Below are 26235 nucleotides of genomic sequence, written 5' to 3' on the forward strand. Positions count from 1 at the left end.
TGCCTATTTAGGTGATTAAAAAATTTTTAGAAAGTTAACTGCGTTAGGAGATGAAATGAACGACCAAAAAATCATTGTGGCTTTGGATTATGATAACCAAGCGGATGCGTTAGCCTTTGTCGATCGTATCGACCCAGCATCTTGCCGCTTAAAAGTAGGCAAAGAGATGTTTACTTTGTTTGGTCCTGAATTTGTTCGTGAATTACACAAACGTGGTTTCTCTGTATTTTTGGATCTTAAATTCCACGATATCCCGAACACATGTTCAAAAGCTGTTCGTGCAGCTGCTGAACTGGGTGTTTGGATGGTGAATGTTCACGCAAGTGGCGGTGAGCGCATGATGACGGCTTCTCGCGAAATCTTAGAACCTTATGGCAAAGAGCGTCCACTGTTAATCGGTGTAACGGTACTAACCAGTATGGAGCAATCTGATTTATCGGGTATCGGTCTGGATCTTGAACCACAACAACAGGTGATGCGCTTAGCTTCTCTAACGAAAAACTCAGGTTTAGACGGTGTTGTATGTTCTGCACAAGAGGCTTCTTTGCTTAAAGGTGCACTTGGTCAGGAGTTCAAGCTTGTGACTCCAGGTATTCGTCCTGTTGGCGCGGATGTTGGTGACCAGAAGCGTATCATGACGCCTTCTAAAGCGATTGAATCAGGTTCAGACTACCTTGTTATTGGCCGTCCTATTACGCAAGCGATAGACCCTGCTGCTGTACTTGCAGAGATCAACGGTACGTTAGCTTAAGTCTTCTATATTTAGATTGAGATACAAATAAAGAAGGCTAGCAAATTGCTAGCCTTAATTTTTAGTCTGGATTCGTATTAACGGTACTGCATGTTTAATGTGGAGCTTAAACCGGAGCACCACTATGGAATTTGAAGTCGCTGTCGCTTGAAGTGATGAGATCGGCTTCTACCTGCGCAAAGTGAGCAATACGCTCTGAAATATCTTTGCCTGCGATCTGTTCAGCTAGTTCAAGGTAATCTTGATAGTGACGGGCTTCTGAGCGAAGTAGAGACACGTAAAATTTCTCCATGTCTTCTTCCAAAAAAGGAGCCAGTTTAGCGAATCGTTCACAAGAGCGAGCTTCAATAAACGCGCCGATGATAAGTTTATCAACCAGAGCATCGGGTTCGTAAGTCTTAACTTGCTTGATCAAGCCTTTAGCGTAACGACCCGCCTCGATTGGTTGGTAAGCCACGCCTTTCTTTACCATTAATTCCATGACTTGATAAAAGTGATGCAACTCTTCTTTAATGAGTAGCACCATTTTATCAATCAGGTCTGCACCGTAATTACAGCCTTCTTTTGCTGTAATTTGCTTCGATACGTTACTTTTACCACGCAGTGACTCTAAGTCGCCGATACGACGATATGCAAATTGCTCGTAGGGTAAAATCCACTCATTCAGTTGCTTCGCACTTTCTTTATCAACGGCATATTTACGGATTAGGAATAAAGCACTTTGTGCAGCTTTCAGCTCGCAAAGCATGTGATCACGTAGAATGATGTGAAGGTTTTCAGGTTTCTTAGCTTTGTCTATCCATGAATCTGGTGTTTCAGCTTTAAGAAAAGAGTGTATTGGTGCTAATAATTCTTGATACATGGGCGGGGCAAGTTTGTTGATAATGCGGGATTTTATCACAGCTCATAGGATCTCCCTATACGGAGAAAGGAAATTCACTCGCAACAAAAAAGCCGACCATTTAATGCAAATGAAGCGGCCTTGTTATATTCAGGGTCTAGACCGTTACCATTTCTTCTTCTGACCGAACAGAGCATCCATGTCGTCGTCACGCTCTTTAGATTCAATTTGCTGTAAATCATGTGCATTTTTATCTTGGCGTTTCTGATCAAGGTCGTTGAGCATCTGCTGAAGCTTTCCTTTTGCTTGAGTAGAGTATGCATCGTTTTTGGTTGCTAATGCATCAATGCCTTTACGCAATAACTGAATGGCCGTTCCCGGCTGCCCGCGAGAGATCGAGTCATTTACACGTTTGATAACATTTTCGATGTTGATACGAATCTGAATTGTTTCTAGACGAGCGTTCTCAACCACAAAAGATTGAGTTTCAAAGCGGCCTTTATTGTGTTCGTTGCGTACTGTTTCGCGTAGGCGTTTCACTAGCTTAAGCATCATGATTGCCTGCTTATCACTGCTAGGAACACGGAACGAGGTACTTTCACCACCTTGGTAGTTCTCTTTCAGCTGAGTGATTTGCTGCTTCACGCTTTCAATTCGTTGGGCGAGCTGCTTATTTTTAGGATCGAGTTGATGCATGTTTTCTAATGCATCAAGAATTCTATTGTTTAAGCATACAAGAAGATCTTGACTAAAAGGCATGTGATGAGCATTGCCAATCAGCTCTTCTGTTCCATCGATAATGGTTAGATAACGAGAAGCTTCCTGTTTCTTCGCTGTTTCTACCTTAACTTTGTATTGAAGCATGATGTTGTAACCCAAAACCAACACCAAAAGAACGGCGACTAAGGCAATTATTAAACCAATATTCATATATTTGTGTCTACTTGTTATTTTCTAAAGCTAACAGGAGAGAATACACGATTCCATTGTGTATAGGCACTCGTAAATTACAATAACTGATTATCTCTTGTTAAGCGCAATCAGCAATCAAAATTTGCTAACTAATCTATGAGAATGAGGAGTGAGTAGCAAAGAGATACTGATATTCTAGTTTGTTGGGTTATAAAAACTCAATTTATCTGTCATTTTAATGTTTGAAGCGTTATAACTATTAATTATATTACACGAGACTATAGCGCTTTCTTTGCAAATAACTTAGCACTGAAACGAGTAAAGGATTACGAGGTTAAATATGAAGCTACAGCAATTGAAGTACATTGTTGAGGTTGTAAACCATAACCTAAATGTTTCTGCAACGGCAGAGAGTTTATACACTTCTCAGCCTGGCATTAGTAAACAAGTTCGATTACTAGAAGACGAATTAGGTATTCAGATTTTTGAACGCAGCGGTAAGCATTTAACGCAAGTAACCCCAGCGGGTGAAGATATCATTCGGATTTCTCAAGAGATCTTGGCTCGTGTTGAGAGTATTAAAGCTGTTGCCGGTGAGTATACTCATCCTGAGATGGGTACATTGAATATTTCAACGACTCACACACAAGCTCGTTATGCACTCCCTGATGTCATTAAGGGCTTCACGGCGCGTTACCCAAAAGTATCACTTCATATGCACCAAGGCACACCTAGCCAAATGTCAGAAGCCGTTGCTAAAGGGACCGCGAATTTTGCGATTGCCACGGAAGCACTTCACCTCTATCAAGATGCTATTATGCTGCCTTGTTATCACTGGAATCGTTCTATAGTTGTGACACAAGATCACCCTCTGGCACAAAAACGTAATATTACGATTGAAGATCTTGCCGCTTATTCTCTTGTTACCTATGTCTTTGGGTTTACGGGACGTTCTGAATTAGATACCGCCTTCAATAAAGTGGGTTTGACACCTCGTGTGGTATTCACTGCAACGGATGCGGATGTCATTAAAACTTACGTTCGTATGGGTATTGGCGTCGGGGTAATCGCCAGTATGGCCATTGACCAAGAACAAGATTCTGATTTGGTTGCTATCGATGCTAGCCATTTATTTGGTGCAAGCACCACGAGTATTGGCTTCAGAAAAGGCACTTTCTTGCGTTCTTATATGTTTGACTTTATGGAACGTTTTGCCCCTCATTTGACTCGTCCAGTTGTGGAGCAAGCTATTTCTCTTAAATCAAATGATGAGATAGAAGCCATGTTTAAAGATATTGAACTGCCGGTTCGATAGGCCTCAACCTTGCTTACCTAAGTTGCTCTTCTGCCTGTTATACGTTTCTAGGCGATTTTTCGTTATGACTTAACTTACTGATAAAACGCGACTCCTTTTTGGGGTCGCTCTTTTGCTGTCGCATCTTTCTATTTTTGCCTCTTGCCCCTACAATCCACGTACGATAGGGGGAAGCATGTATTCACGATTTACAATACTCGATTTATTCTTGTTAGAGCACCAAGCTTATTGGCGGTCAGAGCCTTTCCACCTGTGTCAAACCCAACAGCAGCCATGGAAAAAGATCAATCGTCCGCTCGTTGATTGGTTAGACAGTTTAAATAAGGAAAACATTCAAACTCTAAAAGATCAGCCCCAACTTTTGGTTGAGGAATTGATTCGCTTTTTTCCTCAATTAGATACGGCTAAACAAACTGTCCAGTTCGAAAGGACGGCTCTGATAGGCTTAGATCTTCCACGTAGTACTGCTGATGGTGTTCCCGGGAGAAAGTTACAACAAATTATGGCGATGGGAGAGGCGGCCCTTGAACATCACCAGGGTAAAGAGTGGCTCGAGTGGTGTGCTGGTAAGGGCTTTCTTGGCAGAATTCTATCTCAACAATCGGACCAAAAAGTCACCAGCTTTGAGTGGCAGCAATCGTTATGTGAGAGCGGGCAAAAAATTGCTGATGACAACCAGTTAAAGATGAACTTTGTACAAGGTGATGCGTTTTCAGATGATGCTGATGACGTGTTTAACTCAAACCAACATGCGGTTGCTCTTCATGCCTGTGGTGACCTTCATGTCGAGTTAGTTAAAAAGTGTGTCACACACGGGCTTCCTGCTGTGACGATTTCCCCTTGCTGTTACCATCTCATTCGTGATGAAACCTATCAACCTATGTCATCCGTCGCGAAAAACTCGACACTAACATTAAGTCGGAGCGACTTAAGAATCCCACTTCAAGAAACCGTCACTGGCGGTGAAAGAGTAAAGAGACATCGTCAGTTAGAGATGAGCTATCGTTTGGGTTTTAGCCAACTGCTTAAGGTTGAACTTCATATTGACGAATATATTCCTGTACCGAGCATTAGAAAATCAGAGTTAGCTGGGGGTTTTGAATCATTCTGCCGCTGGGCAGTTGAAGTAAAAGAGATATCGTTGGGAGCAGAGGTTGATTTTGAATTCTATTTAGCCCAAGGCGAGAAGCTTTTCTGGGAAATGGAAAAACTGAGTTTGGTTCAACAGGCCTTTCGACGGCCGTTAGAGGTTTGGTTGGCTTTGGATCGCGCAATTTATCTACAAGAACAAGGCTATGAAGTATCAATTGAAGCATTTTGTGAGCGCAGTGTGACTCCTCGAAACTTGTTAATTCATGGAACCAAGATTGAAGGCTAAATTGAAACAGAGCGAATGATCGTAGAATAGAGCTCGTTAAGGATAGCTTGCGGTCGATCGTATTGGCGAGATTAAAAAGCCAGTTCGACTTGTGGGTCGTACTGGCTTTTTAGCTTGCGAGTCGTATTTATTGAATGCCATTCAGAGGGTCATGGCCTCCAAATAGGCGGTTCTATAAATGACGAGCTGGGCAAACGTAATTAGTTAAACATTGCAATAGCGTTCGCTGGCTCTACGTATTCTAGGTTAAAGCTTTCCGCAACTTCTTTACAAGTCACTTTACCGTGGATGACGTTTAGACCTTCAAGGAAGCCTTTATCCGATAGAAGTGCTTCGCGGTAACCTTTGTTCGCCAGCTTAACAATATATGGTAGTGTTGCATTGTTCAGCGCGTAAGTTGAGGTACGAGCAACGGCACCTGGCATGTTAGCAACACAGTAATGAACGACGTCATCAACGATGTAAGTTGGATCAGCGTGAGTGGTTGCGTGTGAAGTCTCGAAGCAACCGCCTTGGTCGATTGCAACATCAACAACAGCTGAGCCAGGTTTCATTCTAGCGATGTGTTCTTTGGTAACCAATTTGGGAGCGGCTGCACCAGGGATGAGTACAGCACCAATGACTAGGTCTGCCTCTAGCACATGCTTCTCAATCGCATCTTCAGTAGAATAAACCACTTTAGCACGACCTTGGAATTCTTCATCAAGACGACGCAGTGTGTCTACGTTACGATCAAGAATAGTGACATCTGCGCGAAGGCCAACGGCCATACGTGCTGCGTTAGCACCAACCACACCACCGCCAACAACAACAACTTTCGCAGGTTCAACACCTGGAACACCGCCGAGAAGAAGACCGCAACCACCGTTAGACTTCTCTAATGTTTGTGCACCTGCTTGAATAGACATGCGACCAGCCACCTCAGACATTGGTGCTAATAGTGGCAAGCGACCCATATTATCTGTTACAGTCTCATAGGCTACGCAGACAGCTTTGCTCTTGATAAGCTCTTCAGTTTGTGGAAAATCTGGTGCAAGGTGTAAATAAGTAAATAATATTTGCCCTTCGCGAAGCATAGCTCGCTCGACAGCTTGAGGTTCTTTAACCTTTACAATCATCTCTGCTTTCGCAAAAACGTCAGCAGCAGTAGGAAGAATGGATGCGCCTACAGCGATGTAATCATCGTCTGAAAAACCGATACCACTACCGGCATTGGTTTCTACAAAAACTTGGTGACTATGTGAGATTAGTTCTCTCACACTAGCAGGGGTCATACCAACGCGGTATTCGTGGTTCTTGATTTCCTTAGGTACGCCAATGATCATCCTGACTCCTTATTATATTATGGTTGTTTTATCTATTTTTAGGGTAATTCTGTCGAATTAATATCTAGTATAGATGGGTTTAAGTAAAATTTGATACTGAATATTGAAAAGTTGTAGTATATTTTTTTGCAAGGAAGTAATAAGGTGGAATAAAAAATGGCAGACAATTATAAGAAGCCGTCCAAGGAACTAGATCGTATTGACCGCAACATTCTTAATGAGTTGCAAAAAGACGGTCGTATCTCAAACGTTGAACTCTCAAAACGAGTCGGACTTTCTCCAACTCCATGTCTTGAGCGTGTTCGTCGTTTAGAACGTCAAGGTTACATTACTGGGTACACAGCCTTACTGAACCCACAGTACCTTGATGCTTCACTGTTAGTGTTTGTTGAAATTACATTGAACCGTGGTGCGCCAGATGTGTTTGAACAATTCAACACTGCGGTGCAGAAACTGGATGACATCCAAGAGTGTCATTTAGTGTCGGGTGATTTTGACTATCTTCTAAAAACACGTGTATCGGATATGGGTGCTTACCGTAAGTTGCTTGGTGACACGTTACTGCGTCTACCAGGCGTAAACGACACTCGAACTTACGTTGTAATGGAAGAAGTGAAACAATCTAATCAACTTGTGATTAAAACTCGTTAACCTCGGTTGGTGAAAATGAAAGAAAGCGGACATTTGTTCCGCTTTCTTGCTTTCTGGAATTGGGTTTTTCTGTTTGATATGGTTAAATCACCAGTGGTTTCATAGAAATGAGAGGGCTGGACCTCTCGTAACATTTTTATTTCGTTCAATTATTAAGTTGGTTTATGTTCAAGCACAGCAGTAATAAAGTAGAAACAATCATTAAAACGAGTGAAGAGCCTCAGTCTCCTCGTTTGAACGGTTCTCAACGTCTCAAAGAGTGCAGCCTGATTTTGGGTGTTCTCTTCTCTATTCTACTTGCCGTTGCGTTATTCACTTTTAACCCTGCGGATCCATCATGGTCGCAAACGGCATGGGGTGGGGATATTCAAAATGCAGGTGGTTACTTAGGTGCATGGTTGGCGGATACGCTTTTCTTTGTGTTTGGCTCTCTGGCCTATCCACTGCCGATCCTCGTGACGGTTGCCGCTTGGGTTCTGTTCCGCAAACGTAATGAAGACGAGCCGATCGATTTTATGCTGTGGGGCACTCGCTTACTTGGTTTGACCGTCCTTATTCTTACTAGTTGCGGTTTAGCCGACATCAACTTTGATGATATTTGGTACTTTTCGTCAGGCGGTGTGGTTGGTGACGTACTATCGAGTCTTGCACTTCCCATATTAAATCTTCTTGGCAGTACGTTAGTTCTTCTTTTCTTGTGGGGGGCTGGCTTTACTCTGCTTACGGGTATTTCTTGGTTAAGCATCGTTGACTGGTTGGGTGAATGTGCTATCCAACTCTTTACGTCAGTTGTTAATAAAATCCGTAGACAAGATCAAGAGTTGATCGAACCTGAACTAAAAGAATCTGCAGACCGAGCTCTTCCCGCGATAGAAAACTATGCCGATGTAACGGAAGAGAAAAAAGAAGTGGAGCAAGAGCAGTGGGATCCAGCGATGAGTTTCTCTGCGACCAATGAATCTTCGGATGCGGCAGTCGATGTATTAGACAATGGTCATGAACCCTCTAAGCGCCAATACAATATTCACATGCCTGTCGATACTCAGGTTAAGCAAGATGTTTTGGTTCAACCTGAACCAGAACCAGAACCAGAACTTGAACGTGTCGCTGACCCTATGCCTTCAGCACCAATCTACCATGCACCTGAAGAAACCTTACAAGAAGGTGTTGAGCGTTCAAAACAGTTGAATGCAACGATAGAACAACTAGAAAATGCAGCAATATATGACAATGATCTCGCAGAGCAAAGTCAGAGTGATCCTCACGAACCTCAAGTCACACCACAACCATATGTGCAGACTGAGCAACCGGAAGTGCCCGTTGATTTTGACAGCGTTGAGTCAACAGGAGAGGGGATTCCAGAACAGAATAGCGAGCTTGATTCGCAAGATGTTCAACCCGAGTCTCTGTATGCTTCACCTTTAGGAGAGTCAGAGTTCACTGTCGAAGGGGATTTCTCTGCACAATCTTCACCGTTTGATGTCGCGGAAGAGCAAAGCGATGAACAAGGTTCAGATCTTGAATTCGAACAGACTCAAGATGAGTTAACGAACGCAGCATTAACCAACGAGTCGTTTGAGTCCTTCTCATCTCAAGAAGAACATTCAGAGCCTGAGCAGCTAACAGCGCAGAGCTTAGAATCAGACGTTGACCTTCCTTGGGAAGAGGTAACGGAAGAAGAGGCTGTGCATCCAGACCAAGATGTTGCGGCATTCCAGAACCTTGTTTCTGAAGCTCAAGCGAATATGGCAGCGACACAAAATCCGTTTTTAGTTCAGCAAGATGTTAATTTACCGAAACCAGCGGAACCACTGCCTACGCTTGAACTGCTGTTCCGTCCTGAAAAACGTGAAACCTTCATTGATCGTGATGCGCTAGAGGCCATCGCTCGTTTGGTTGAATCGAAATTAGCCGATTACAAAATCAAGGCCGATGTGGTTGATATTTTCCCTGGCCCAGTGATCACTCGATTCGAGCTCGATCTGGCTCCCGGAGTGAAAGTCAGCCGTATCTCTGGCCTTTCTATGGATTTAGCGCGTTCACTTTCTGCATTGGCAGTACGTGTCGTAGAGGTGATACCGGGTAAACCTTATGTGGGCTTAGAGCTGCCGAATATGAGTCGTCAAACGGTATTCTTCTCAGATGTGGTTGCTAGCCCTCAGTTCCAAGAAGCAAAATCACCAACGACAGTGGTTCTCGGACAAGACATCGCTGGTGAAGCTGTGATTGCTGATCTATCGAAAATGCCTCACGTTCTGGTTGCAGGTACAACCGGTTCTGGTAAGTCAGTTGGTGTAAACGTAATGATTCTGAGTATGCTTTACAAAGCATCACCGGAAGATGTTCGATTTATCATGATCGATCCGAAAATGCTTGAGCTATCGATTTATGAGGGGATACCACATCTATTGTCTGAAGTGGTGACTGACATGAAAGATGCATCGAATGCCCTTCGTTGGTGTGTCGGCGAAATGGAACGTCGCTATAAACTGATGTCAGCGCTGGGTGTTCGTAACATTAAGGGCTATAACGATAAGCTTAAGATGGCGGCAGATGCGGGCCACCCAATTCACGATCCTCTTTGGAAACCGGGTGACAGCATGGACCCTGAAGCGCCATTGCTTGAAAAACTGCCTTACATCGTGGTTATCGTTGATGAATTTGCTGACCTGATTATGGTGGTCGGTAAGAAGGTCGAAGAGCTGATTGCCCGTTTGGCACAAAAAGCACGTGCGGCGGGCGTACACTTAATTCTCGCGACGCAACGTCCGTCCGTCGATGTCATTACCGGTCTTATTAAAGCTAATATTCCAACCCGTGTGGCCTTTACCGTATCAACTAAAACGGACTCTCGTACTATTCTTGACCAAGGTGGTGCGGAATCATTGTTGGGTATGGGTGATATGCTTTACTTGCCACCGGGTTCGAGTCATACAACGCGTGTTCACGGTGCTTTTGCATCGGATGATGATGTGCACGCTGTGGTGAATAACTGGAAGGCGCGTGGCAAGCCAAACTACATAGATGAGATCACTAACGGTGAACAAACCCCAGAAACCTTGCTTCCGGGTGAGAAGATGGAAGGTGATGAAGAGGTTGATCCTCTGTTTGATCAAGTGGTAGAACACGTGGTGCATTCACGTCGTGGTTCAGTCTCCGGCGTACAACGTCGATTCAAAATTGGCTACAACCGTGCCGCACGAATTGTCGAACAACTTGAAGCTCAAGGTATTGTCAGTGCTCCGGGGCATAACGGTAACCGTGAAGTTTTGGCGCCTGCGCCACCCAAAGATCAGTTCTAGTAGGAACTGATTTCCATTAAGTCGGTCAAATCGAAAATATGACCGACTTATGTTCTAACAGGATTATTGATGAAAAAAGTATTCGCACTTTTATTTATGAGCTTCTCAGTGTTTGCTTCTCCGAAAGAAGAGTTGAGTAGCCGTTTGGCATTAAACGCAGGCTTTAGCGCTGACTTTAAACAAGTCGTGACCAGCCCTGATGGTGATGTTGTTATGGAAGGTCAGGGCACGGTAGAGATTGCACGCCCAAGTTTATTTCGTTGGGAAACGACTCTTCCGGATGAAAACTTGTTAGTATCTGATGGTCAAAGCTTGTGGTATTACAGCCCGTTCATTGAGCAAGTCAGTATTTACTGGCAAGAGCAGGCCACATCTCAAACACCGTTTGTTCTGCTGACGCGAAATAAAGAAAGTGATTGGGATAATTACACTGTGTCGCAAGCGGGTGATCAATTTACCTTAACACCAACGGCTGTCGATTCTAATCAGGGTGACTTCCAGATTAAGATCACTGACAAGGGCATTGTTCAGGGCTTTAATGTGATTGAGCAAGATGGTCAAATAGGTGCATTTACCTTTAGCAATGTTGACTTAGGTAAACCCGCGACAAATCGTTTTACTTTTGTGGTTCCGAAAGGTGTCGAGGTCGACGACCAAAGAAACTGATCCAAATGAGTCGATCGTTGGATCGTAAGTCGATAGGCGTTAATGCCATCAACGAATCAAGAGATTGCAATTGAGTAATTACAGCTTAGATTTTGCAGGGGACGAAGATTTTCGTCCCCTTGCTGCTCGTATGAGGCCTGAAACGGTCGAACAGTACATAGGTCAGCAGCATATATTAGGCCCAGGTAAACCACTTCGCAGAGCATTGGAAGCGGGCCATATTCACTCGATGATTTTATGGGGGCCTCCGGGCACCGGCAAAACCACGTTAGCGGAAGTGGCAGCAAACTATGCTAATGCAGAAGTTGAACGCGTATCGGCGGTAACTTCGGGCGTAAAAGACATTCGTATTGCGATTGAAAAAGCGCGTGAGAACAAGCAAGCAGGGCGCAGAACCATCCTGTTTGTAGACGAAGTCCATCGCTTTAACAAAAGTCAGCAAGATGCTTTTCTGCCTCATATCGAAGATGGCACCGTGACCTTTATTGGTGCGACGACAGAAAACCCTTCTTTTGAATTGAACAACGCTTTGTTGTCACGAGCGCGTGTCTACAAACTGACGTCCCTGAATACCGATGACATCTCACTCGTGATTCGCCAAGCGATTGAAGATAAGCAACGCGGGTTAGGTGATGTGTCGGCTGATTTTGCTGATAATGTTTTAGATCGCCTCGCTGAACTGGTTAATGGTGACGCGCGTATGTCGCTCAACTATCTTGAGCTTTTATATGACATGGCAGAAGACAACGATAAAGGCGAGAAGGCGATAACTTTGCAGTTACTGGCTGAAGTGGCTGGTGAGAAAGTCGCTCGCTTCGATAATAAGGGCGATATTTGGTACGACCTAATATCGGCGGTTCATAAGTCAATTCGTGGCTCAAACCCGGATGCGGCCTTGTACTGGTCTGCGCGAATGATTGCTGCGGGCTGCGATCCTTTGTATATCGTAAGGCGTTTGCTGGCGATTGCTTCTGAAGATATCGGTAACGCTGACCCTCGTGCCATGCAGGTCGCGATGTCGGCTTGGGATTGCTTCACGCGGATTGGCCCTGCTGAAGGGGAGCGTGCGATTGCACAGGCGGTAGTCTATCTCGCGTGTGCACCAAAGAGTAATGCGGTTTACACCGCGTGGAAGCAAGCCCTAACAGATGCGCACAACCTTCCTGAATATGAAGTCCCTCATCATTTACGAAATGCACCGACAACTTTGATGAAGGACATGGGCTACGGGCAAGAATACCGTTATGCTCATGATGAACCAGGAGCCTACGCGGCGGGGGAAAAATATCTCCCTCCTGAAATGGGAGAGAAGCAATACTATTTCCCAACAAAACGAGGCTTAGAGACCAAAATAGGTGAGAAGCTAGATTATCTGGCGGATTTGGACGCAAAAAGCCCACAAAAACGCTATGAAAAGTAGTCTTTTTTGGATATCGTTACCTAGTCATAAAATTTCAATTAAATCGTTATAAATTGGTCGAAATAGCACCAGTTTTAGGGGTTTAGCAGTGATTCAGTAGCAAACTACTGAATATTCAAATAACTAAAGCATAGGATTAGCAATGCTGGATTCTAAATTACTTCGAGCTGAGCTGGATGAAACAGCGGCAAAATTAGCACGTCGAGGCTTCACCCTTGATGTAGAGACAATTCGTGAACTTGAAGAAAAACGTAAGTCCCTTCAGATGAAAACTGAAGAGCTACAAGCGTTACGTAACTCTCGATCGAAGTCCATTGGTCAAGCGAAAGCAAAAGGCGACCATGAAGAAGCTGAGCGTATCCTTGCAGAAGTAGGCAACTTAGGCGCAGAACTAGACCAAGCTAAAGTAGCATTGGCTGATCTTCAATCTGAGCTAGAAACGATCACCATGTCGATTCCTAACTTACCGGATGCAGAAGTGCCAGACGGTAAAGATGAAGACGACAACGTAGAAGTTTCTCGTTGGGGGCAACCTAAGACTTACGACTTTGAAGTGAAAGATCACGTCGATCTTGGCGAAATGTCTGGCGGTCTTGATTTTGCTAGCGCAGTTAAAATCTCGGGTTCTCGTTTCATCGTGATGAAAGGCAAATTTGCACGCCTACACCGTGCTATTGCTCAGTTCATGCTGGACCTTCACACTGATGAGCACGGCTACACTGAAATGTACGTACCGTACCTAGTGAATCACGATAGCCTTTACGGTACTGGTCAACTTCCTAAGTTCGGCGAAGACTTGTTCCACACAAGCCCGCTAACTGAGCAAGTCAGTGACGTACCTCTTAAGACGCTATCGCTTATCCCTACTGCGGAAGTACCGGTAACGAACATGGTTCGTGACACGATTACTGATGAAGCTGAACTGCCACTTAAGATGACAGCTCACACGCCATGTTTCCGTTCTGAAGCGGGTTCTTACGGTCGTGACACTCGTGGTCTTATCCGTATGCACCAATTCGACAAAGTTGAATTAGTACAAATCACTAAACCAGAAGACTCAATGGCAGCGCTTGAAGAGCTAACGGGTCACGCTGAGAAAGTACTTCAACTTCTAGAGCTTCCTTACCGTAAAGTCATTCTATGTACCGGTGACATGGGCTTCGGCTCTGCGAAAACTTACGACTTAGAAGTATGGGTTCCAGCACAAGAGACTTACCGTGAAATTTCTTCTTGTTCAAACATGTGGGATTTCCAAGCGCGTCGTATGCAAGCTCGTTTCCGTCGTAAAGGCGAAAAGAAACCTGAACTTGTGCACACACTAAACGGTTCTGGTCTTGCTGTGGGTCGTACTATGGTTGCTATCCTTGAAAACAACCAAGAAGCTGACGGCCGTATTGCTATCCCAGCAGTACTTCAGCCATACATGGGCGGATTAACGCACATTGGTTAATTATCACGTCTAACGTGAATCATGATTTAGAAGCCCAGCTATATGCTGGGCTTTTTTATATCGGTATTAATGTTCTATCTTCTTAAATCAATATATCTAATCGGCATCTTAGCGCCAGTTTGATTTTAGAGTTCAACTATCTGCAATAGTTTGAAAACACTCTGGTGTGCACAGTGCTGTGTCGATGGCATTGACGAGTGCAAGGATTTCTTCTGGGTTTGAGATAAAGGGAGGCATCATATAAATCAACTTACCAAATGGGCGGATCCAAACGCCTTGTTCAACAAAATGCGCTTGGATGATTTCCATATCGACCGGCGTGTGAGTTTCAACGACGCCAATTGCGCCTAACCAGCGAACGTCTTTGACAAGATCGTGCTCGCGTAACGGTGGTAGCAGCTCAGAGAAAAGCTGTTCAATCTGCTGAGTCTGATTTTGCCAATGACCTTGCTCGATGATGGATAAACTTGCCGCACCAACTGCGCAAGCCAGTGGGTTGCCCATAAAGGTTGGCCCATGCATAAAGCAACCTGCTTCACCACCACATACCGTGTCAGCAACTTCTTTACTTGCCAGCGTCGCTGACAATGTCATATAGCCACCCGTTAATGCCTTGCCTACACATAAGATATCCGGTTGAATATCGGCATGTTCACAAGCGAACAGTTTCCCTGTGCGGCCAAAACCAGTCGCAATCTCATCCAAGATAAGTAATACGTTGAATTCATCACACAGTAAGCGAACTTGTTTTAAAAATTCAGGGTGATAGATGCGCATACCGCCAGCCCCTTGCACGATTGGCTCTAAGATCACCGCTGCGACTTCTTGATGGTGTGCTGCCAGCTTTTCTCGAAAGCTGTTGATGTCGTTCGCGTCCCATTGTTCCCAAAAGCCTGTTTTTGGAGAATCAGCGAAAATGTGCTCAGGTAAAAAGCCTTTGTAGAGGCTGTGCATCGAGTTGTCTGGGTCGGTCACTGACATCGCCGCAAAGGTATCGCCGTGGTAGCCATCTCTTAGTGTGAGGAACTTCGAACGAGGTTGTCCTTTGGCGTGCCAGTATTGCAGCGCCATTTTGAGGCTAACCTCTACCGCGACTGAACCTGAATCGGCCAAAAATACATGCTCAAGATTACTGGGCGCGAGATTCAAAAGCTTCTTACATAAATCGATAGCGGGCTGGTGGGTGATACCACCAAACATAACGTGCGAAACCTTATCGATTTGGCGATGAGCTGCGGCATTTAACTCAGGGTGGTTGTAGCCGTGGATGGTAGACCACCAAGATGACATACCATCAATAATTCGTTTTCCGCCTTCTAATTCGAGGTAAACACCGTCTGCGTTGGTGACTGGATAGCAGGTCAGAGGTGTTAATGTTGATGTGTAGGGATGCCAGATATGTTGGCGATCAAAGGCGAGATCCATAGTAATTCCCATTCTTGATGTGGTTGTAAAATAGCCAAATGTAAACTTTTCATATTATCAATGTGTTGACAGTCTAAAGCTTGTCGGTAGACTAGCCAAGCATAAATGCAATCTCTAGTGATGGAGATGCAACATCAAATAATAAAAAAGGATCGACACGTGGAAGTTCGTCATGACTGGACCGTTGCTGAAGTAACAGCGCTGCTTGAAAAACCGTTTATGGATTTAATGTTTGAAGCTCAAGTCGTTCATAGGCAGTACCAAGAGCACAACCACGTGCAGGTGAGTACGCTTTTATCGATTAAGACCGGTGCTTGCCCTGAAGACTGTAAGTACTGCCCTCAAAGTGCTCACTACCGAACGGATGTTAACAAAGAACGTTTGATGGAAGTTGAGCGTGTTTTGGATGCGGCGCAAAAAGCGAAGAACGCAGGCTCTACTCGCTTCTGTATGGGGGCGGCGTGGAAAAATCCGAAAGAACGCGATATGCCTCACCTGACTGACATGATCAAAGGTGTGAAAGAGATGGGTTTAGAAACTTGTATGACATTAGGTATGTTAACGCCAGAGCAAGCCGGCGAGCTAGCGGATGCAGGTTTGGATTACTATAACCACAATCTTGATACGTCTCCGGAATTTTACGGCAGCATCATTACTACTCGTACTTACCAAGATCGTTTAGATACCTTATCTCACGTGCGTGATGCTGGTATGAAGATCTGCTCTGGCGGTATCATTGGCATGGGTGAAAGCACCAATGACCGTGCTGGTCTGCTAGTAGAGCTGGCTAACCTTCCCGTACACCCTGAAAGTGTGCCAATTAACATGCTCGTAAAAGTGAAAGGCACACCGATGGAAAACGTTGATGATGTTGAATCTTTCGACTTTATTAAGTTGATTGCGATTGCTCGTATCATGATGCCAATGTCTGCGGTTCGCCTATCGGCAGGCCGTGAGAATATGAATGAACAGATGCAGGCGATGTGTTTCATGGCTGGCGCGAACTCTATCTTCTACGGCTGTAAGCTACTGACGACGCCAAACCCAGATGAAGACACGGATATGCAGCTGTTTAAGAAGTTAGGCATCAACAGCCAACAAGTGGCTCAGAAGCCGGATGAAATTCAAGAAAACGAACTGTTAGATCAAGTGGTGGAGCGTGTTGCTGCTCGTCCAACGAAAGATGACATGTTTTACGATGCCACTGTTTAAATCTCGTATTAAAACAGCGCTTGCGCATCGCCGTGAGCAAGGGCTAACTCGTCAACTCAAGGTACTCGAAAACAGTAATGGTCCTTTGCTTACTTGCGCAGGTTCTCGCTTCATTAATTTTTCGAGTAATGATTACTTAGGCTTGGCGAACGATCCTGAATTGGTGGAGGCGTGGCAAGCAGGACTTTCTCAATATGGTGCTGGCAGTGCAGCATCGCCATTGGTCACGGGGTTTAGTGCTGCCCATCGAAATTTAGAAGCTCAGCTGTGTGAATGGTTGGGCTTTGAACGTGCCATTCTCTTTAGCTCTGGCTTCAGTGCGAACCAAGCCTTGTTGTTTTCTCTGCTTGAAAAAGACGACGCTCTGCTGCAAGACAAGCTTAATCACGCCTCTTTGATGGAAGCGGGGATGCTTTGTCCTGCAACCATGAAACGCTTTAAGCACAATGATACGCAGCACCTAGAATCGTTATTAGGTCGGTCTTCACAGTCTCTAGTCGTCACTGAAGGCGTATTCAGCATGGATGGTGACCAAGCGCCTCTCGAACATATCTCTAGCCTGACTAATCAATACGATAGTTGGCTGGTGGTAGATGATGCTCATGGTATCGGTGTGCTCGGTGAGCAAGGGGCAGGGAGCTGCAATGCGGCACAAATCTCACCTGATCTCTTGGTGGTGACCTTTGGTAAAGCATTTGGCCTTTCTGGTGCAGCGATCCTTTGTTCGTCAGAGGTCGGTGACTACTTAACTCAGTTCGCTCGTCATCATGTGTATTCGACGGCGATGCCTCCTTCACAAGCTGTTGCTTTGTCCCATGCGTGTCTGATGATTCAAAAGCAAGAATGGCGTCGTGAGAAGCTTGCTGAACTGGGGACTCTCTATGCAGAGCAGATGAGCGGCTTGAAAGGCTTTGTGGATACTCAGACTCCGATTAAGCCATTTGTGATAGGTGAAGCTCAGGCGGCATTATCTATAGCTGAAGAGTTAAAGCAAAACCAAGTTTGGGTGACCGCAATAAGGCCGCCAACGGTTCCGTCAGGCACTGCTCGTTTACGAATTACGTTAACGGCCAATCACAGTCAGAAAAAAATTCTTCAGTTAACTGATTCACTGCGTCAAGCAATAGAACGAAATATCGAATCAAGCTTTGAATCGAATATTGAAACAAGCCTCGAATCAAATAGTGAGAGTCAGTAAATGTCACAAGAAGCCGTAGTGCATAATTACGTAACCCACGATAAGTGTGCGATTGCTGAAGCCTTCGGAAAAGCGGCAACAACGTACGATAAACACGCAAAGTTTCAGCGGGAGGTCGGGCACCGATTACTGGATAAGCTACCGAGCGATCTCTCGGGCTTAAAAGTGCTCGATTTAGGTTGTGGGACGGGCTATTTCTCCGAGCAGATGGTTATGCGTGGTGCTGAAGTCGTGTGCGCTGATCTTTCTGGAGGCATGTTAGAAAGGGCAGAGCAGCGTTGTGGTGCATCGGTCTCTCTATATCAACAAGCAGATGCTGAACAATTGCCGTTTGAAGATGGATGTTTTGACATTGTTTTTTCTAGCTTAGCACTGCAATGGTGTGATGATTTATCCTCGCCTTTGAAGGAGATGAAGCGTGTTTCAGCTAATGGAGGATGTGTGATTTTCTCAACATTGCTTGATGGGTCTTTGTTTGAACTGGAAAACTCATGGTCAAAAATTGACTCACATCAACACGTTAACCGTTTTATCACAATCAATCAGGTAAAAATTGCGTTAGCGCAATCTAGCTGTAAGTCTCATCAACTAGACTTGCCCACCATCACGGTTTGGTATGATACAGCGTTTGAACTGATGCGCGACCTTAAAGGTATCGGTGCTAATCACGTAAGTGGGCGCTCACAAGGTTTAACAAGTCGACGTATGTTGCAGCTTGTTGAACGGGAATATCAAGAGTTTAAAAGTCATCAAGGTTTCTTACCAGCAACATATCAAGTTTGTTTAGGGGTTATTCAATTATGATTGATGCATTATTCATTGCAGGTACGGATACCGAAGTGGGAAAAACAGTGGTTTCAAAAGCGATTCTTCAAGCTTTGGCCGCTCAAGATCTATCAACCATTGGTTATAAGCCAGTAGCTGCTGGATGTGAACAGTACCCTGAAGGGCTACGTAACAGTGATGCATTGCATCTGCAAGAAGCGGCGACGCAAAATATTGCCTACGAAGACGTTAATCCGTACGCACTATTACTACCAACGTCGCCTCATATCGCAGCAAAGCATGACGGCGTAGTGATGGATGAAACTCTGTTATCTACAAAGCTAGAACAGCATAAGCGAAACTCTGACATCGTTTTAGTTGAAGGTGCTGGCGGTTGGCGTGTGCCGGTTTCAGATGATGAATACCTGTCTAGCTGGGTGAAAAAAGAGCAGTTGCCAGTGGTACTGACTGTCGGCATTAAACTGGGCTGTTTGAGTCATGCTCTACTGACTGCAGAAGCGATTCGTGCCGATGGCTTAAACTTGGTTGGTTGGGTTGCAAACCGTATCAACCCAGGCACTGAGCACTATGCTGATATTATTGCGATGCTTGAAGACAAGCTAGGTGCACCGAAGTTAGGTGAAATTCCTTACGTGCCAAAAGTGAAGTCTAAGAACATTGGTAAGTATATTAATGTACAACCATTGCTTGATCTTTAAATCCCAAGTTATATGTTAAACAAGCAAAGGGGCTGCAATAGCAGCCCCTTTGCTTTGTTAAGCCTTTAGACCATAAATTTATAAAAAAATCGGTCTGTTATATAAGTAAATATGGGTTAATGTTCTTTTGTGAGTCCCATTAGTGCTTGCTGTGTTTCTGTGATTTTTGTTTGTGCCGTTTGCGGTGTTAGGAGTCCAATCTGCTTTTTCGCTTCTTCTTCAGTAATCCCTAGGTGACAGCACAATAAATCGATAGCCATTTGAGTGTTAGTACCTTCGACCATGCTCCTTCCCTCTTTGTTCATGGAATAGCCAATAAATCATCTATAGTTACTGTAAACGAATTGTTATATTGACACCATACGACTTAGGTCTAATAGAGCATGCCTACTCGAATCTGGTCTCGTAATCAAATGTTGCAATTTAATGCTTAACCTTGTTCTCCTAATCTAAGACTATATGTATGAGTATCTATCAGTCTTCAAGGTTGGAATCAATTGCTGCCTACCTTGTTTATAACAATAAGTTTAATAAAAACAGCTTTCATGCGGAGATAAGTAATGAAGCGAGTAATGTTGTTCCTTGCAACCAACCTTGCGGTTGTATTGGTGCTAAGTGTTGTTCTTAATATTGTATACGCAGTTACCGGTATGCAACCTGGCAGCCTGTCTGGTTTACTGTTAATGGCTGCGGTATTCGGTTTTGGCGGCTCTTTCATCTCATTAATGATGTCAAAAAAAATGGCGCTTCGTTCAGTGGGCGGTATGGTCATTGAAAGCCCGCGTAACGAAACAGAACATTGGTTGATGGAAACGGTAAGCCGTCAATCTCAACAAGTTGGTATTGGTATGCCAACAGTGGCGATCTACGACTCACCAGACATCAACGCATTTGCAACGGGGGCTAAACGTGATGATTCGTTGGTCGCAGTATCAACGGGCCTTCTGCACAATATGACGCGTGATGAAGCTGAAGCGGTATTAGCTCACGAAGTTAGCCACATCGCGAACGGTGACATGGTGACAATGACGTTAATGCAAGGCGTTGTGAACACGTTCGTTATCTTCCTATCTCGTACCATCGCCAACATTGTTGCGTCGAATGACAACGAAGAAGAGGGTGGCAGCAACATGATGGTGTACTTCGGCGTATCTATGGTGCTGGAACTGGTATTTGGTTTCCTAGCGAGCTTCATTACGATGTGGTACAGCCGTCATCGTGAGTTCCATGCCGATGCAGGCGCAGCACACTTGGTCGGTAAAGAGAAGATGATTGCAGCGCTAGAGCGTCTAAAGGTGAGCCACGAGCCACAACTAGAAGGTTCCATGATGGCATTTGGTATCAACGGTAAGAAGTCTCTAACTGAATTTCTAATGAGCCACCCACCGCTAGATAAGCGTATTGCTTCTCTACGTAATATGTAATTTCTAATACAAGTTGCGGTCGTTAAGCGGCAATATGTATTCTTAAGGCTTCCTTCGGGAGGCCTTTTTTGTACTTGCTGCCCAAGAATAGGTAAGGGTGTTTGTTTAATGCGACTTGCCGTATTTGAATGGAGGTGATGAGTAGGGTGTTTGACTGTCGTTCTTTTACTTAGGGTACTATTGTTCGAGAAACAAAAAAGGCTTCCACGTAGGAAGCCTTTGTTTATTCATTTTTCGAATCTGAATCTTACAGCTTGTCAGTCAGCTCGATTGCTTGACCGATGTAGTTCGCTGGTGTCATCTCTTTTAGACGAACTTTCTCGTCTGCAGGGATTTCAAGACCATCGATGAATGCACGCATGCCTTCGCCATCGACACGCTTACCGCGAGTCAGTTCTTTTAGCTTCTCGTATGGCTTCTCGATGCCGTAACGACGCATTACCGTTTGTACTGGTTCAGCCAATACTTCCCAGTTTTTGTCGAGTTCAGCAAGTAGCGCAGCACGGTTAACTTCTAGCTTGCTAATACCTTTCAGAGTCGAAGTGTATGCAATGATTGCGTAGCCAACACCAACACCTAAGTTACGAAGAACTGTAGAGTCAGTAAGGTCACGCTGCCAGCGAGAAACTGGAAGTTTTTGTGCTAGGTGGCTAAATACTGCGTTCGCTAGACCAAGGTTGCCTTCAGAGTTTTCGAAGTCAATTGGGTTAACTTTGTGCGGCATTGTAGAAGAACCGATTTCGCCAGCAATAGTCTTCTGCTTGAAGTGACCAAGAGCGATATAGCCCCAAACGTCACGGTCGAAGTCTAGAAGAATCGTGTTGAAACGAGCAACAGCATCAAATAGCTCAGCGATGTAATCGTGAGGTTCGATTTGAGTTGTGTACGGGTTCCAAGTTACGCCAAGAGATTCAGTGATGAACTCTTCGCTGAACTGGTGCCAGTTAACTTCTGGGTATGCAGAAAGGTGTGCGTTGTAGTTACCTACAGCACCGTTGATTTTCGCTAGGATCTCAACGCTTTCGATTTGCTTGAATTGACGTTCCATACGGTACGCAACGTTAGCCATCTCTTTACCCATCGTAGAAGGAGAAGCTGGCTGGCCGTGTGTGCGAGAAAGAAGAGGAATATCACGGTACTCGTTCGCAAGAGTTTTGATAGCATCAATAACGTTACGAATTTCTGGAAGAATCACAGTGTCACGAGCTTCTTTAAGCATAAGTGCGTGAGAGGTGTTGTTGATATCTTCAGAAGTACATGCAAAGTGAATGAATTCGTTGACGGCGTGAAGTTCAGGAACACCCGCTACTTTCTCTTTCAAGAAGTATTCAACCGCTTTAACGTCGTGGTTTGTCGTGCGTTCGATCTCTTTGATACGCAGAGCGTCTTCTTCACTGAAGTTAGCGGCGAGTTCATCAAGAAACTGGTTAGCTTCTGCACTGAACGCTGGTACTTCCTTGATTGCATCAGTTTGTGCAAGCTTTTGTAACCAACGAATTTCAACGATAGAGCGGTATTTTAGTAGGCCAAATTCACTAAAGATGCTGCGTAGTGCAATAGTCTTACTTCCGTAACGGCCGTCTACTGGTGAAACAGCAGTCAATGCTGACAGTTCCATGGTGTTCTCCTGAATTGAGTTTTCTAAATTTTGAGAGGTTTATACCAGTAACAATCTCAATTGTCACGCACATTGCGCAATCGTTTGCGTGAGAGTTGTGTGATACAAAAAACAAGCTCGCGACGAGGCGCGAGCTAATAAATTACATTCGAGCTAGTAGGATTTGAGCCTGCTCGATCATCTTCTTGCGACCGAAGATAAGATGGCGGCGTTTACCACCAACCTGACGCCAAAGAACGGCACTGCGAATCCCTGATAGAAGGAGTGCTCGAACTTTATGCTGGCTCGACGTCTGTTGTAGTACTGATGGCGTCCCAGAAACCTGAATACGAGGGCCGATAGGACTCACAACATCAAGGTAGATGCTCGCTAGGTTGCTGATCATTTGCTCGTCAAACAGATCAAAATGTTCAGTTTGGCGCTCTGCCGTTTGAATACGGTCACCAAGCTGAGACATAGAATCGTTACGAGATGATAGCTTACGCTCAAGCGCCATCAAGCTGATAATGTAGCGCGTAATATCGCTACCAGCTGGAGTACTATCGATACCTTTTACTAAGCATTCAAGACCAAGCTTTAGGTTCGCTTCACGTCCAAAGACACCCACGGTATTGGCTGGGTTGGTATTTAAAATGGCACTGAGTGAAGCTTCGAAGGCATCTTTATCACAATGGCCGTCTTTCGCAACTTGCTGAACCAAAGCCACAGCTTGGCAAATTCCGGCGAAAGCAATCGTACGGTCATAAAGTGTATTAGCCACGTAGTAACTCCTAGTTGTGTTCTATCGTTTGTTGTTCGTCGATTTGATTAGATGCGCTTTTCGATGATACCGCCACCAAGACATACATCATCTTGGTAGAACACTGCTGATTGACCTGGTGTCACAGCAATTTGTGGGTCATCAAAAATAACCTTAATATTCTCATCATCAATTGGGATGATTGTACAAGGAATGTCAGTTTGACGGTAACGTGTTTTTACCGTGCATGTCATAACTTCAGCAATTGGTGTGCGATTTACCCAATGAAGTTGGGAGGCGATCAAACCTTCTGATTTCAAAAGAGGGTGGTCTTTACCTTGTACCGCGATCAGAACATTACGCTTAAGATCTTTTTCACCAACAAACCAGGGCTCTTCATTTCCGCCACCACCTTTGGTGCCACCGATATGTAGGCCTTTACGCTGACCAAGCGTGTGGTACATCAACCCTTGATGTTGACCAATCACTTTGCCCTCTGGCGTTTCGATATTACCGGGTTGAGCGGGTAGGTATTTGCCTAGGAACTCAGTGAACTTACGCTCACCAATAAAGCAGATACCGGTTGAATCTTTCTTCTTCGCTGTGATCAAGCCTTGCTCTTCAGCAATACGTCGCACTTCTGGCTTCTCTAATTCACCGACAGGGAATAGGCTGCGTGCCACTTGGTCTGAGCTTAGCGTGTATAGGAAATAGCTTTGGTCTTTGTTGCTGTCTAGACCACGTAGCATTTCTGGTTTTACGCCAGCATCAAGCTCTTCTTGTGTTGGGAAAGTACGACGAACGTAGTGACCCATCGCAATGTAGTCTGCGTCGAGCACTTCATCCGCAAACTCTAAGAATGCTTTGAATTTGATTTCTTTGTTACAAAGAATATCTGGGTTAGGCGTACGGCCTGCTTTGTACTCAGCAAGGAAGTATTCGAATACGTTGTCCCAGTATTCTGCAGCAAAGTTGATCGTGTGAAGGTGGATACCTAGTTTGTCACATACCGCTTGAGCATCAGCAAGGTCTTCAGCTGCCGTGCAGTATTCTTCGTTATCGTCTTCTTCCCAGTTTTTCATGAAAAGGCCTTCTACCTGATAGCCTTGTTGCTGAAGAAGATACGCCGATACTGACGAATCTACACCGCCGGACATACCGACAATTACTTTCTTTTCGCTGTTTCCAGAGCTGATATCTGACATGTCTAAACACCGTTACTATTACTTGGTTGCAGATTCTAACAGAAAGAGAAACGGCGCGACAGATCCGAGACTGGAATCACAGTTTCATTTGCACAAATAGTGCGCTGACTTGGTTAGATAATCGTATGAGAGCGAGATGAGTCGCTAGGATGTCAGAAATATATATGGCATAGTCGCTCAAAATCCAAGGCTTGAGATAAAAAATGTCTGAACAAAATGAATTTATGCAAGAAGAACAGTTGATTGAAATTATCGAGAACCAACTTGAAGATGGTCAACCTGTGAAAGTGAAAGAGACGCTAATGCGTTTAATGATGACGGGTACTCCCCGTGAAGAGGCAATTGCGGCGATGGCATGTGCACTGGCTGTTGAAGTCTTTGATGTAATGAAAAATGGCGCAGAGTTCAATCAAAAACGTTACGCAGAGCATTTGGGTATGTTGCCAGATTTAAGCTTTATGGAAGGCGAATAAAAAAATAACCCAGCAAACGTTTGCTATAGTTTGAAAGATTGCCGCGTTAAATATAGCGCGGTAGAATCCGCCACCTATTTCCCCTTGACTTAGACTAGCCCTATGAAATTCCCTGGACAACGTAAATCAAAGCACTATTTTCCGGTTCACGCTCGTGACCCTTTAGTGAGCCAAGCTCAAACGAGCAAAAGAATGTCACGCACTCATATTATCGGTATTGACCAGACTCTGGTAGATATTGAAGCAAAAGTGCATTCTGATCTGATCGAAAAATACGGCTTAAGTAAGGGACACTCACTGGTTATTGGTGATGAAGCGGCGGAGTCTTTATATCTAGAATTGAAAGAGCAGTGCCTGATCACCAATGAATACGCTGGTGGCACAATTGGTAACACATTACACAACTACTCAGTGTTGGCAGATGACCGTTCTACCCTACTTGGTGTCATGAGCCAAGATATTAAGATTGGTAGTTACGGTTACCGCTATTTATGTAATACATCAAGCAGAATGGATCTGAACCATTTACAAGGGGTCGATGGCGCAATTGGTCGCTGCTTTGCATTAATTACAGAAGACGGTGAACGTACTTTCGCTATTAGCGAAGGACAAATGAACCAATTAAAACCAGAGAGCATTCCTGAAAAAATCTTCAAAAGTGCGTCTGCTTTAGTGTTAACCGCTTATTTAGTTCGTTGTAAGCCAGGTGACCCGATGCCTGAAGCAACAATGAAAGCGATTGAATACGCGAAGAAATACGATGTGCCTGTTGTTCTAACTCTCGGTACTAAGTTCGTTATTCAAGATGATCCAGAATTCTGGAAAGATTTCCTTGAGCAACATGTCACGGTTGTGGCAATGAATGAAGACGAAGCGGAAGCATTAACGGGTGAAAGCGATCCGCTTGCTGCTTCAGATAAAGCGCTAGAGTGGGTAGACTTGGTTTTATGTACAGCTGGCCCTGTTGGCCTCTTTATGGCCGGTTACACGGAAGATGCCGCGAAGCGTGAAACGTCACTGCCTTTACTTCCTGGTTCAATTGCTGAATTTAACCGTTTTGAATTTAGCCGTCCTGCACATAAAGATTTATGTGAAAACCCAATTAAAGTGTATTCGCACATTGCGCCATACATGGGGGGGCCAGAAAAAATCAAAAATACCAATGGTGCAGGGGATGCCGCTTTGTCGGCTTTATTGCATGATATGGCTGCAAATAAGTACCACAAAGAAAATGTGCCAAATTCGAGTAAGCATCAGCATTCATTCTTGACGTATTCATCTTTCTCACAAGTTTGTAAATATTCAAACCGTGCAAGTTACGAAGTGTTAGTTCAGCACTCACCTCGTTTATCTCGTGGCCTCCCTGAAAGAGAAGATAGTTTAGAAGAAGCTTACTGGGAAAGATAAGATACTTTTATCCATATTATTTATATACCCGATAAGAGG

23 protein-coding genes are annotated in these 26235 nt (G+C 44.6%); 15 read left to right on the plus strand and 8 right to left on the minus strand.

From position 1 onward, the window contains the following. The first annotated feature begins 55 nt into the window (after positions 1 to 55). The gene (gene pyrF / locus L4B77_RS14990; protein ID WP_429751386.1) at positions 56 to 751 is read left to right on the plus strand and encodes an orotidine-5'-phosphate decarboxylase; all 696 of its coding nucleotides are present in this window, start codon (positions 56 to 58) and stop codon (positions 749 to 751) included. A 106-nt stretch (positions 752 to 857) separates the two neighbouring features. Here pyrF and miaE read toward each other — a convergent pair whose 3' ends face one another. Both miaE and L4B77_RS15000 read right to left on the minus strand, forming a co-directional pair. Beyond that, positions 858 to 1652, minus strand: coding sequence for a tRNA isopentenyl-2-thiomethyl-A-37 hydroxylase MiaE (gene miaE, locus L4B77_RS14995; protein ID WP_290334647.1), 795 nt, complete (start codon positions 1650 to 1652; stop codon positions 858 to 860). Positions 1653 to 1757: 105 nt separating this feature from the next. Next, a complete protein-coding gene (locus tag L4B77_RS15000) occupies positions 1758 to 2522 on the minus strand; it encodes a DNA repair protein (RefSeq protein WP_429751388.1) in 765 nt (254 codons plus the stop codon). A gap of 322 nt (positions 2523 to 2844) precedes the next feature. Between L4B77_RS15000 and cysB the strand changes: the two genes are divergently transcribed. Beyond that, on the plus strand, positions 2845 to 3819 hold the full coding sequence (gene cysB / locus L4B77_RS15005; protein ID WP_261839330.1) for an HTH-type transcriptional regulator CysB: 975 nt from the start codon (positions 2845 to 2847) through the stop codon (positions 3817 to 3819). Positions 3820 to 3994: 175 nt separating this feature from the next. After that, a complete protein-coding gene (locus tag L4B77_RS15010) occupies positions 3995 to 5197 on the plus strand; it encodes a methyltransferase (RefSeq protein ID WP_429751391.1) in 1203 nt (400 codons plus the stop codon). A gap of 200 nt (positions 5198 to 5397) precedes the next feature. Here L4B77_RS15010 and ald read toward each other — a convergent pair whose 3' ends face one another. After that, entirely contained in the window at positions 5398 to 6522 is a 1125-nt protein-coding gene (gene ald, locus L4B77_RS15015; protein ID WP_372041116.1) for an alanine dehydrogenase, read from the minus strand. A gap of 156 nt (positions 6523 to 6678) precedes the next feature. On the opposite strand from ald, the gene lrp reads away from it, so the two are divergent. From lrp to serS, 5 genes are all read left to right on the plus strand, one after another. Further along, the gene (gene lrp / locus L4B77_RS15020; protein ID WP_261839333.1) at positions 6679 to 7173 is read left to right on the plus strand and encodes a leucine-responsive transcriptional regulator Lrp; all 495 of its coding nucleotides are present in this window, start codon (positions 6679 to 6681) and stop codon (positions 7171 to 7173) included. 164 nt (positions 7174 to 7337) lie between these two features. Then, positions 7338 to 10475 carry a DNA translocase FtsK gene (locus L4B77_RS15025; RefSeq protein WP_429751393.1) on the plus strand — a complete coding sequence of 1046 codons (3138 nt, stop codon included), beginning with the start codon at positions 7338 to 7340 and terminating at the stop codon, positions 10473 to 10475. A 69-nt stretch (positions 10476 to 10544) separates the two neighbouring features. Continuing rightward, the gene (gene lolA / locus L4B77_RS15030; RefSeq protein WP_429751395.1) at positions 10545 to 11141 is read left to right on the plus strand and encodes an outer membrane lipoprotein periplasmic chaperone LolA; all 597 of its coding nucleotides are present in this window, start codon (positions 10545 to 10547) and stop codon (positions 11139 to 11141) included. Between the two features lie 64 nt (positions 11142 to 11205). After that, positions 11206 to 12561, plus strand: coding sequence for a replication-associated recombination protein A (locus tag L4B77_RS15035; protein WP_239847007.1), 1356 nt, complete (start codon positions 11206 to 11208; stop codon positions 12559 to 12561). Between the two features lie 142 nt (positions 12562 to 12703). Continuing rightward, positions 12704 to 14011, plus strand: a complete 1308-nt coding sequence (gene serS / locus L4B77_RS15040) for a serine--tRNA ligase (protein ID WP_261839336.1) — start codon at positions 12704 to 12706, stop codon at positions 14009 to 14011. Positions 14012 to 14143: 132 nt separating this feature from the next. Here serS and bioA read toward each other — a convergent pair whose 3' ends face one another. Next, positions 14144 to 15436 (minus strand): adenosylmethionine--8-amino-7-oxononanoate transaminase, encoded by a 1293-nt coding sequence (gene bioA / locus L4B77_RS15045; RefSeq protein ID WP_429751397.1) that lies wholly within the window; start codon positions 15434 to 15436, stop codon positions 14144 to 14146. 159 nt (positions 15437 to 15595) lie between these two features. Here bioA and bioB point away from each other — a divergent pair, with 159 nt between their 5' ends. The 4 genes from bioB to bioD are packed head-to-tail and all read left to right on the plus strand — an operon-like array spanning position 15596 to position 19330. Beyond that, positions 15596 to 16648, plus strand: coding sequence for a biotin synthase BioB (bioB, locus tag L4B77_RS15050; RefSeq protein ID WP_261839338.1), 1053 nt, complete (start codon positions 15596 to 15598; stop codon positions 16646 to 16648). Beyond that, complete coding sequence (gene bioF / locus L4B77_RS15055) at positions 16635 to 17846, plus strand: 8-amino-7-oxononanoate synthase (RefSeq protein WP_429751407.1); 1212 nt, start codon at positions 16635 to 16637, stop codon at positions 17844 to 17846. Before bioB ends, bioF begins: the two co-directional genes overlap by 14 nt. Next, entirely contained in the window at positions 17847 to 18650 is an 804-nt protein-coding gene (gene bioC / locus L4B77_RS15060; RefSeq protein ID WP_429751399.1) for a malonyl-ACP O-methyltransferase BioC, read from the plus strand. Then, entirely contained in the window at positions 18647 to 19330 is a 684-nt protein-coding gene (gene bioD, locus L4B77_RS15065) for a dethiobiotin synthase (RefSeq protein ID WP_261839341.1), read from the plus strand. The genes bioC and bioD overlap by 4 nt, the downstream gene beginning before the upstream one ends. A 116-nt stretch (positions 19331 to 19446) precedes the next feature. Here the strand turns inward: bioD and L4B77_RS15070 are convergent, their stop codons facing one another. Next, a complete protein-coding gene (locus L4B77_RS15070; protein WP_261839342.1) occupies positions 19447 to 19614 on the minus strand; it encodes a hypothetical protein in 168 nt (55 codons plus the stop codon). A gap of 276 nt (positions 19615 to 19890) precedes the next feature. Here L4B77_RS15070 and htpX point away from each other — a divergent pair, with 276 nt between their 5' ends. Then, positions 19891 to 20754, plus strand: a complete 864-nt coding sequence (gene htpX / locus L4B77_RS15075) for a protease HtpX (protein ID WP_429751402.1) — start codon at positions 19891 to 19893, stop codon at positions 20752 to 20754. A gap of 247 nt (positions 20755 to 21001) precedes the next feature. Here the strand turns inward: htpX and purB are convergent, their stop codons facing one another. The 3 genes from purB to mnmA all read right to left on the minus strand — a co-directional run bounded on the left by purB (position 21002) and on the right by mnmA (position 24316). Further along, complete coding sequence (gene purB / locus L4B77_RS15080; RefSeq protein WP_429751404.1) at positions 21002 to 22372, minus strand: adenylosuccinate lyase; 1371 nt, start codon at positions 22370 to 22372, stop codon at positions 21002 to 21004. Positions 22373 to 22514: 142 nt separating this feature from the next. Then, positions 22515 to 23132 carry a high frequency lysogenization protein HflD gene (hflD, locus tag L4B77_RS15085; RefSeq protein ID WP_146491851.1) on the minus strand — a complete coding sequence of 206 codons (618 nt, stop codon included), beginning with the start codon at positions 23130 to 23132 and terminating at the stop codon, positions 22515 to 22517. 47 nt (positions 23133 to 23179) lie between these two features. After that, positions 23180 to 24316, minus strand: a complete 1137-nt coding sequence (gene mnmA, locus L4B77_RS15090; RefSeq protein ID WP_372041124.1) for a tRNA 2-thiouridine(34) synthase MnmA — start codon at positions 24314 to 24316, stop codon at positions 23180 to 23182. Between the two features lie 203 nt (positions 24317 to 24519). On the opposite strand from mnmA, the gene L4B77_RS15095 reads away from it, so the two are divergent. Next, the gene (locus tag L4B77_RS15095) at positions 24520 to 24789 is read left to right on the plus strand and encodes a hypothetical protein (protein ID WP_304564529.1); all 270 of its coding nucleotides are present in this window, start codon (positions 24520 to 24522) and stop codon (positions 24787 to 24789) included. A gap of 102 nt (positions 24790 to 24891) precedes the next feature. Beyond that, positions 24892 to 26196, plus strand: a complete 1305-nt coding sequence (locus L4B77_RS15100; protein ID WP_261839347.1) for an inosine/guanosine kinase — start codon at positions 24892 to 24894, stop codon at positions 26194 to 26196. The last annotated feature ends 39 nt before the right edge of the window (positions 26197 to 26235 follow it).

The sequence above is a fragment of the Vibrio minamisatsumaniensis genome (assembly GCF_050337445.1).
GTDB lineage: Bacteria > Pseudomonadota > Gammaproteobacteria > Enterobacterales > Vibrionaceae > Vibrio > Vibrio artabrorum.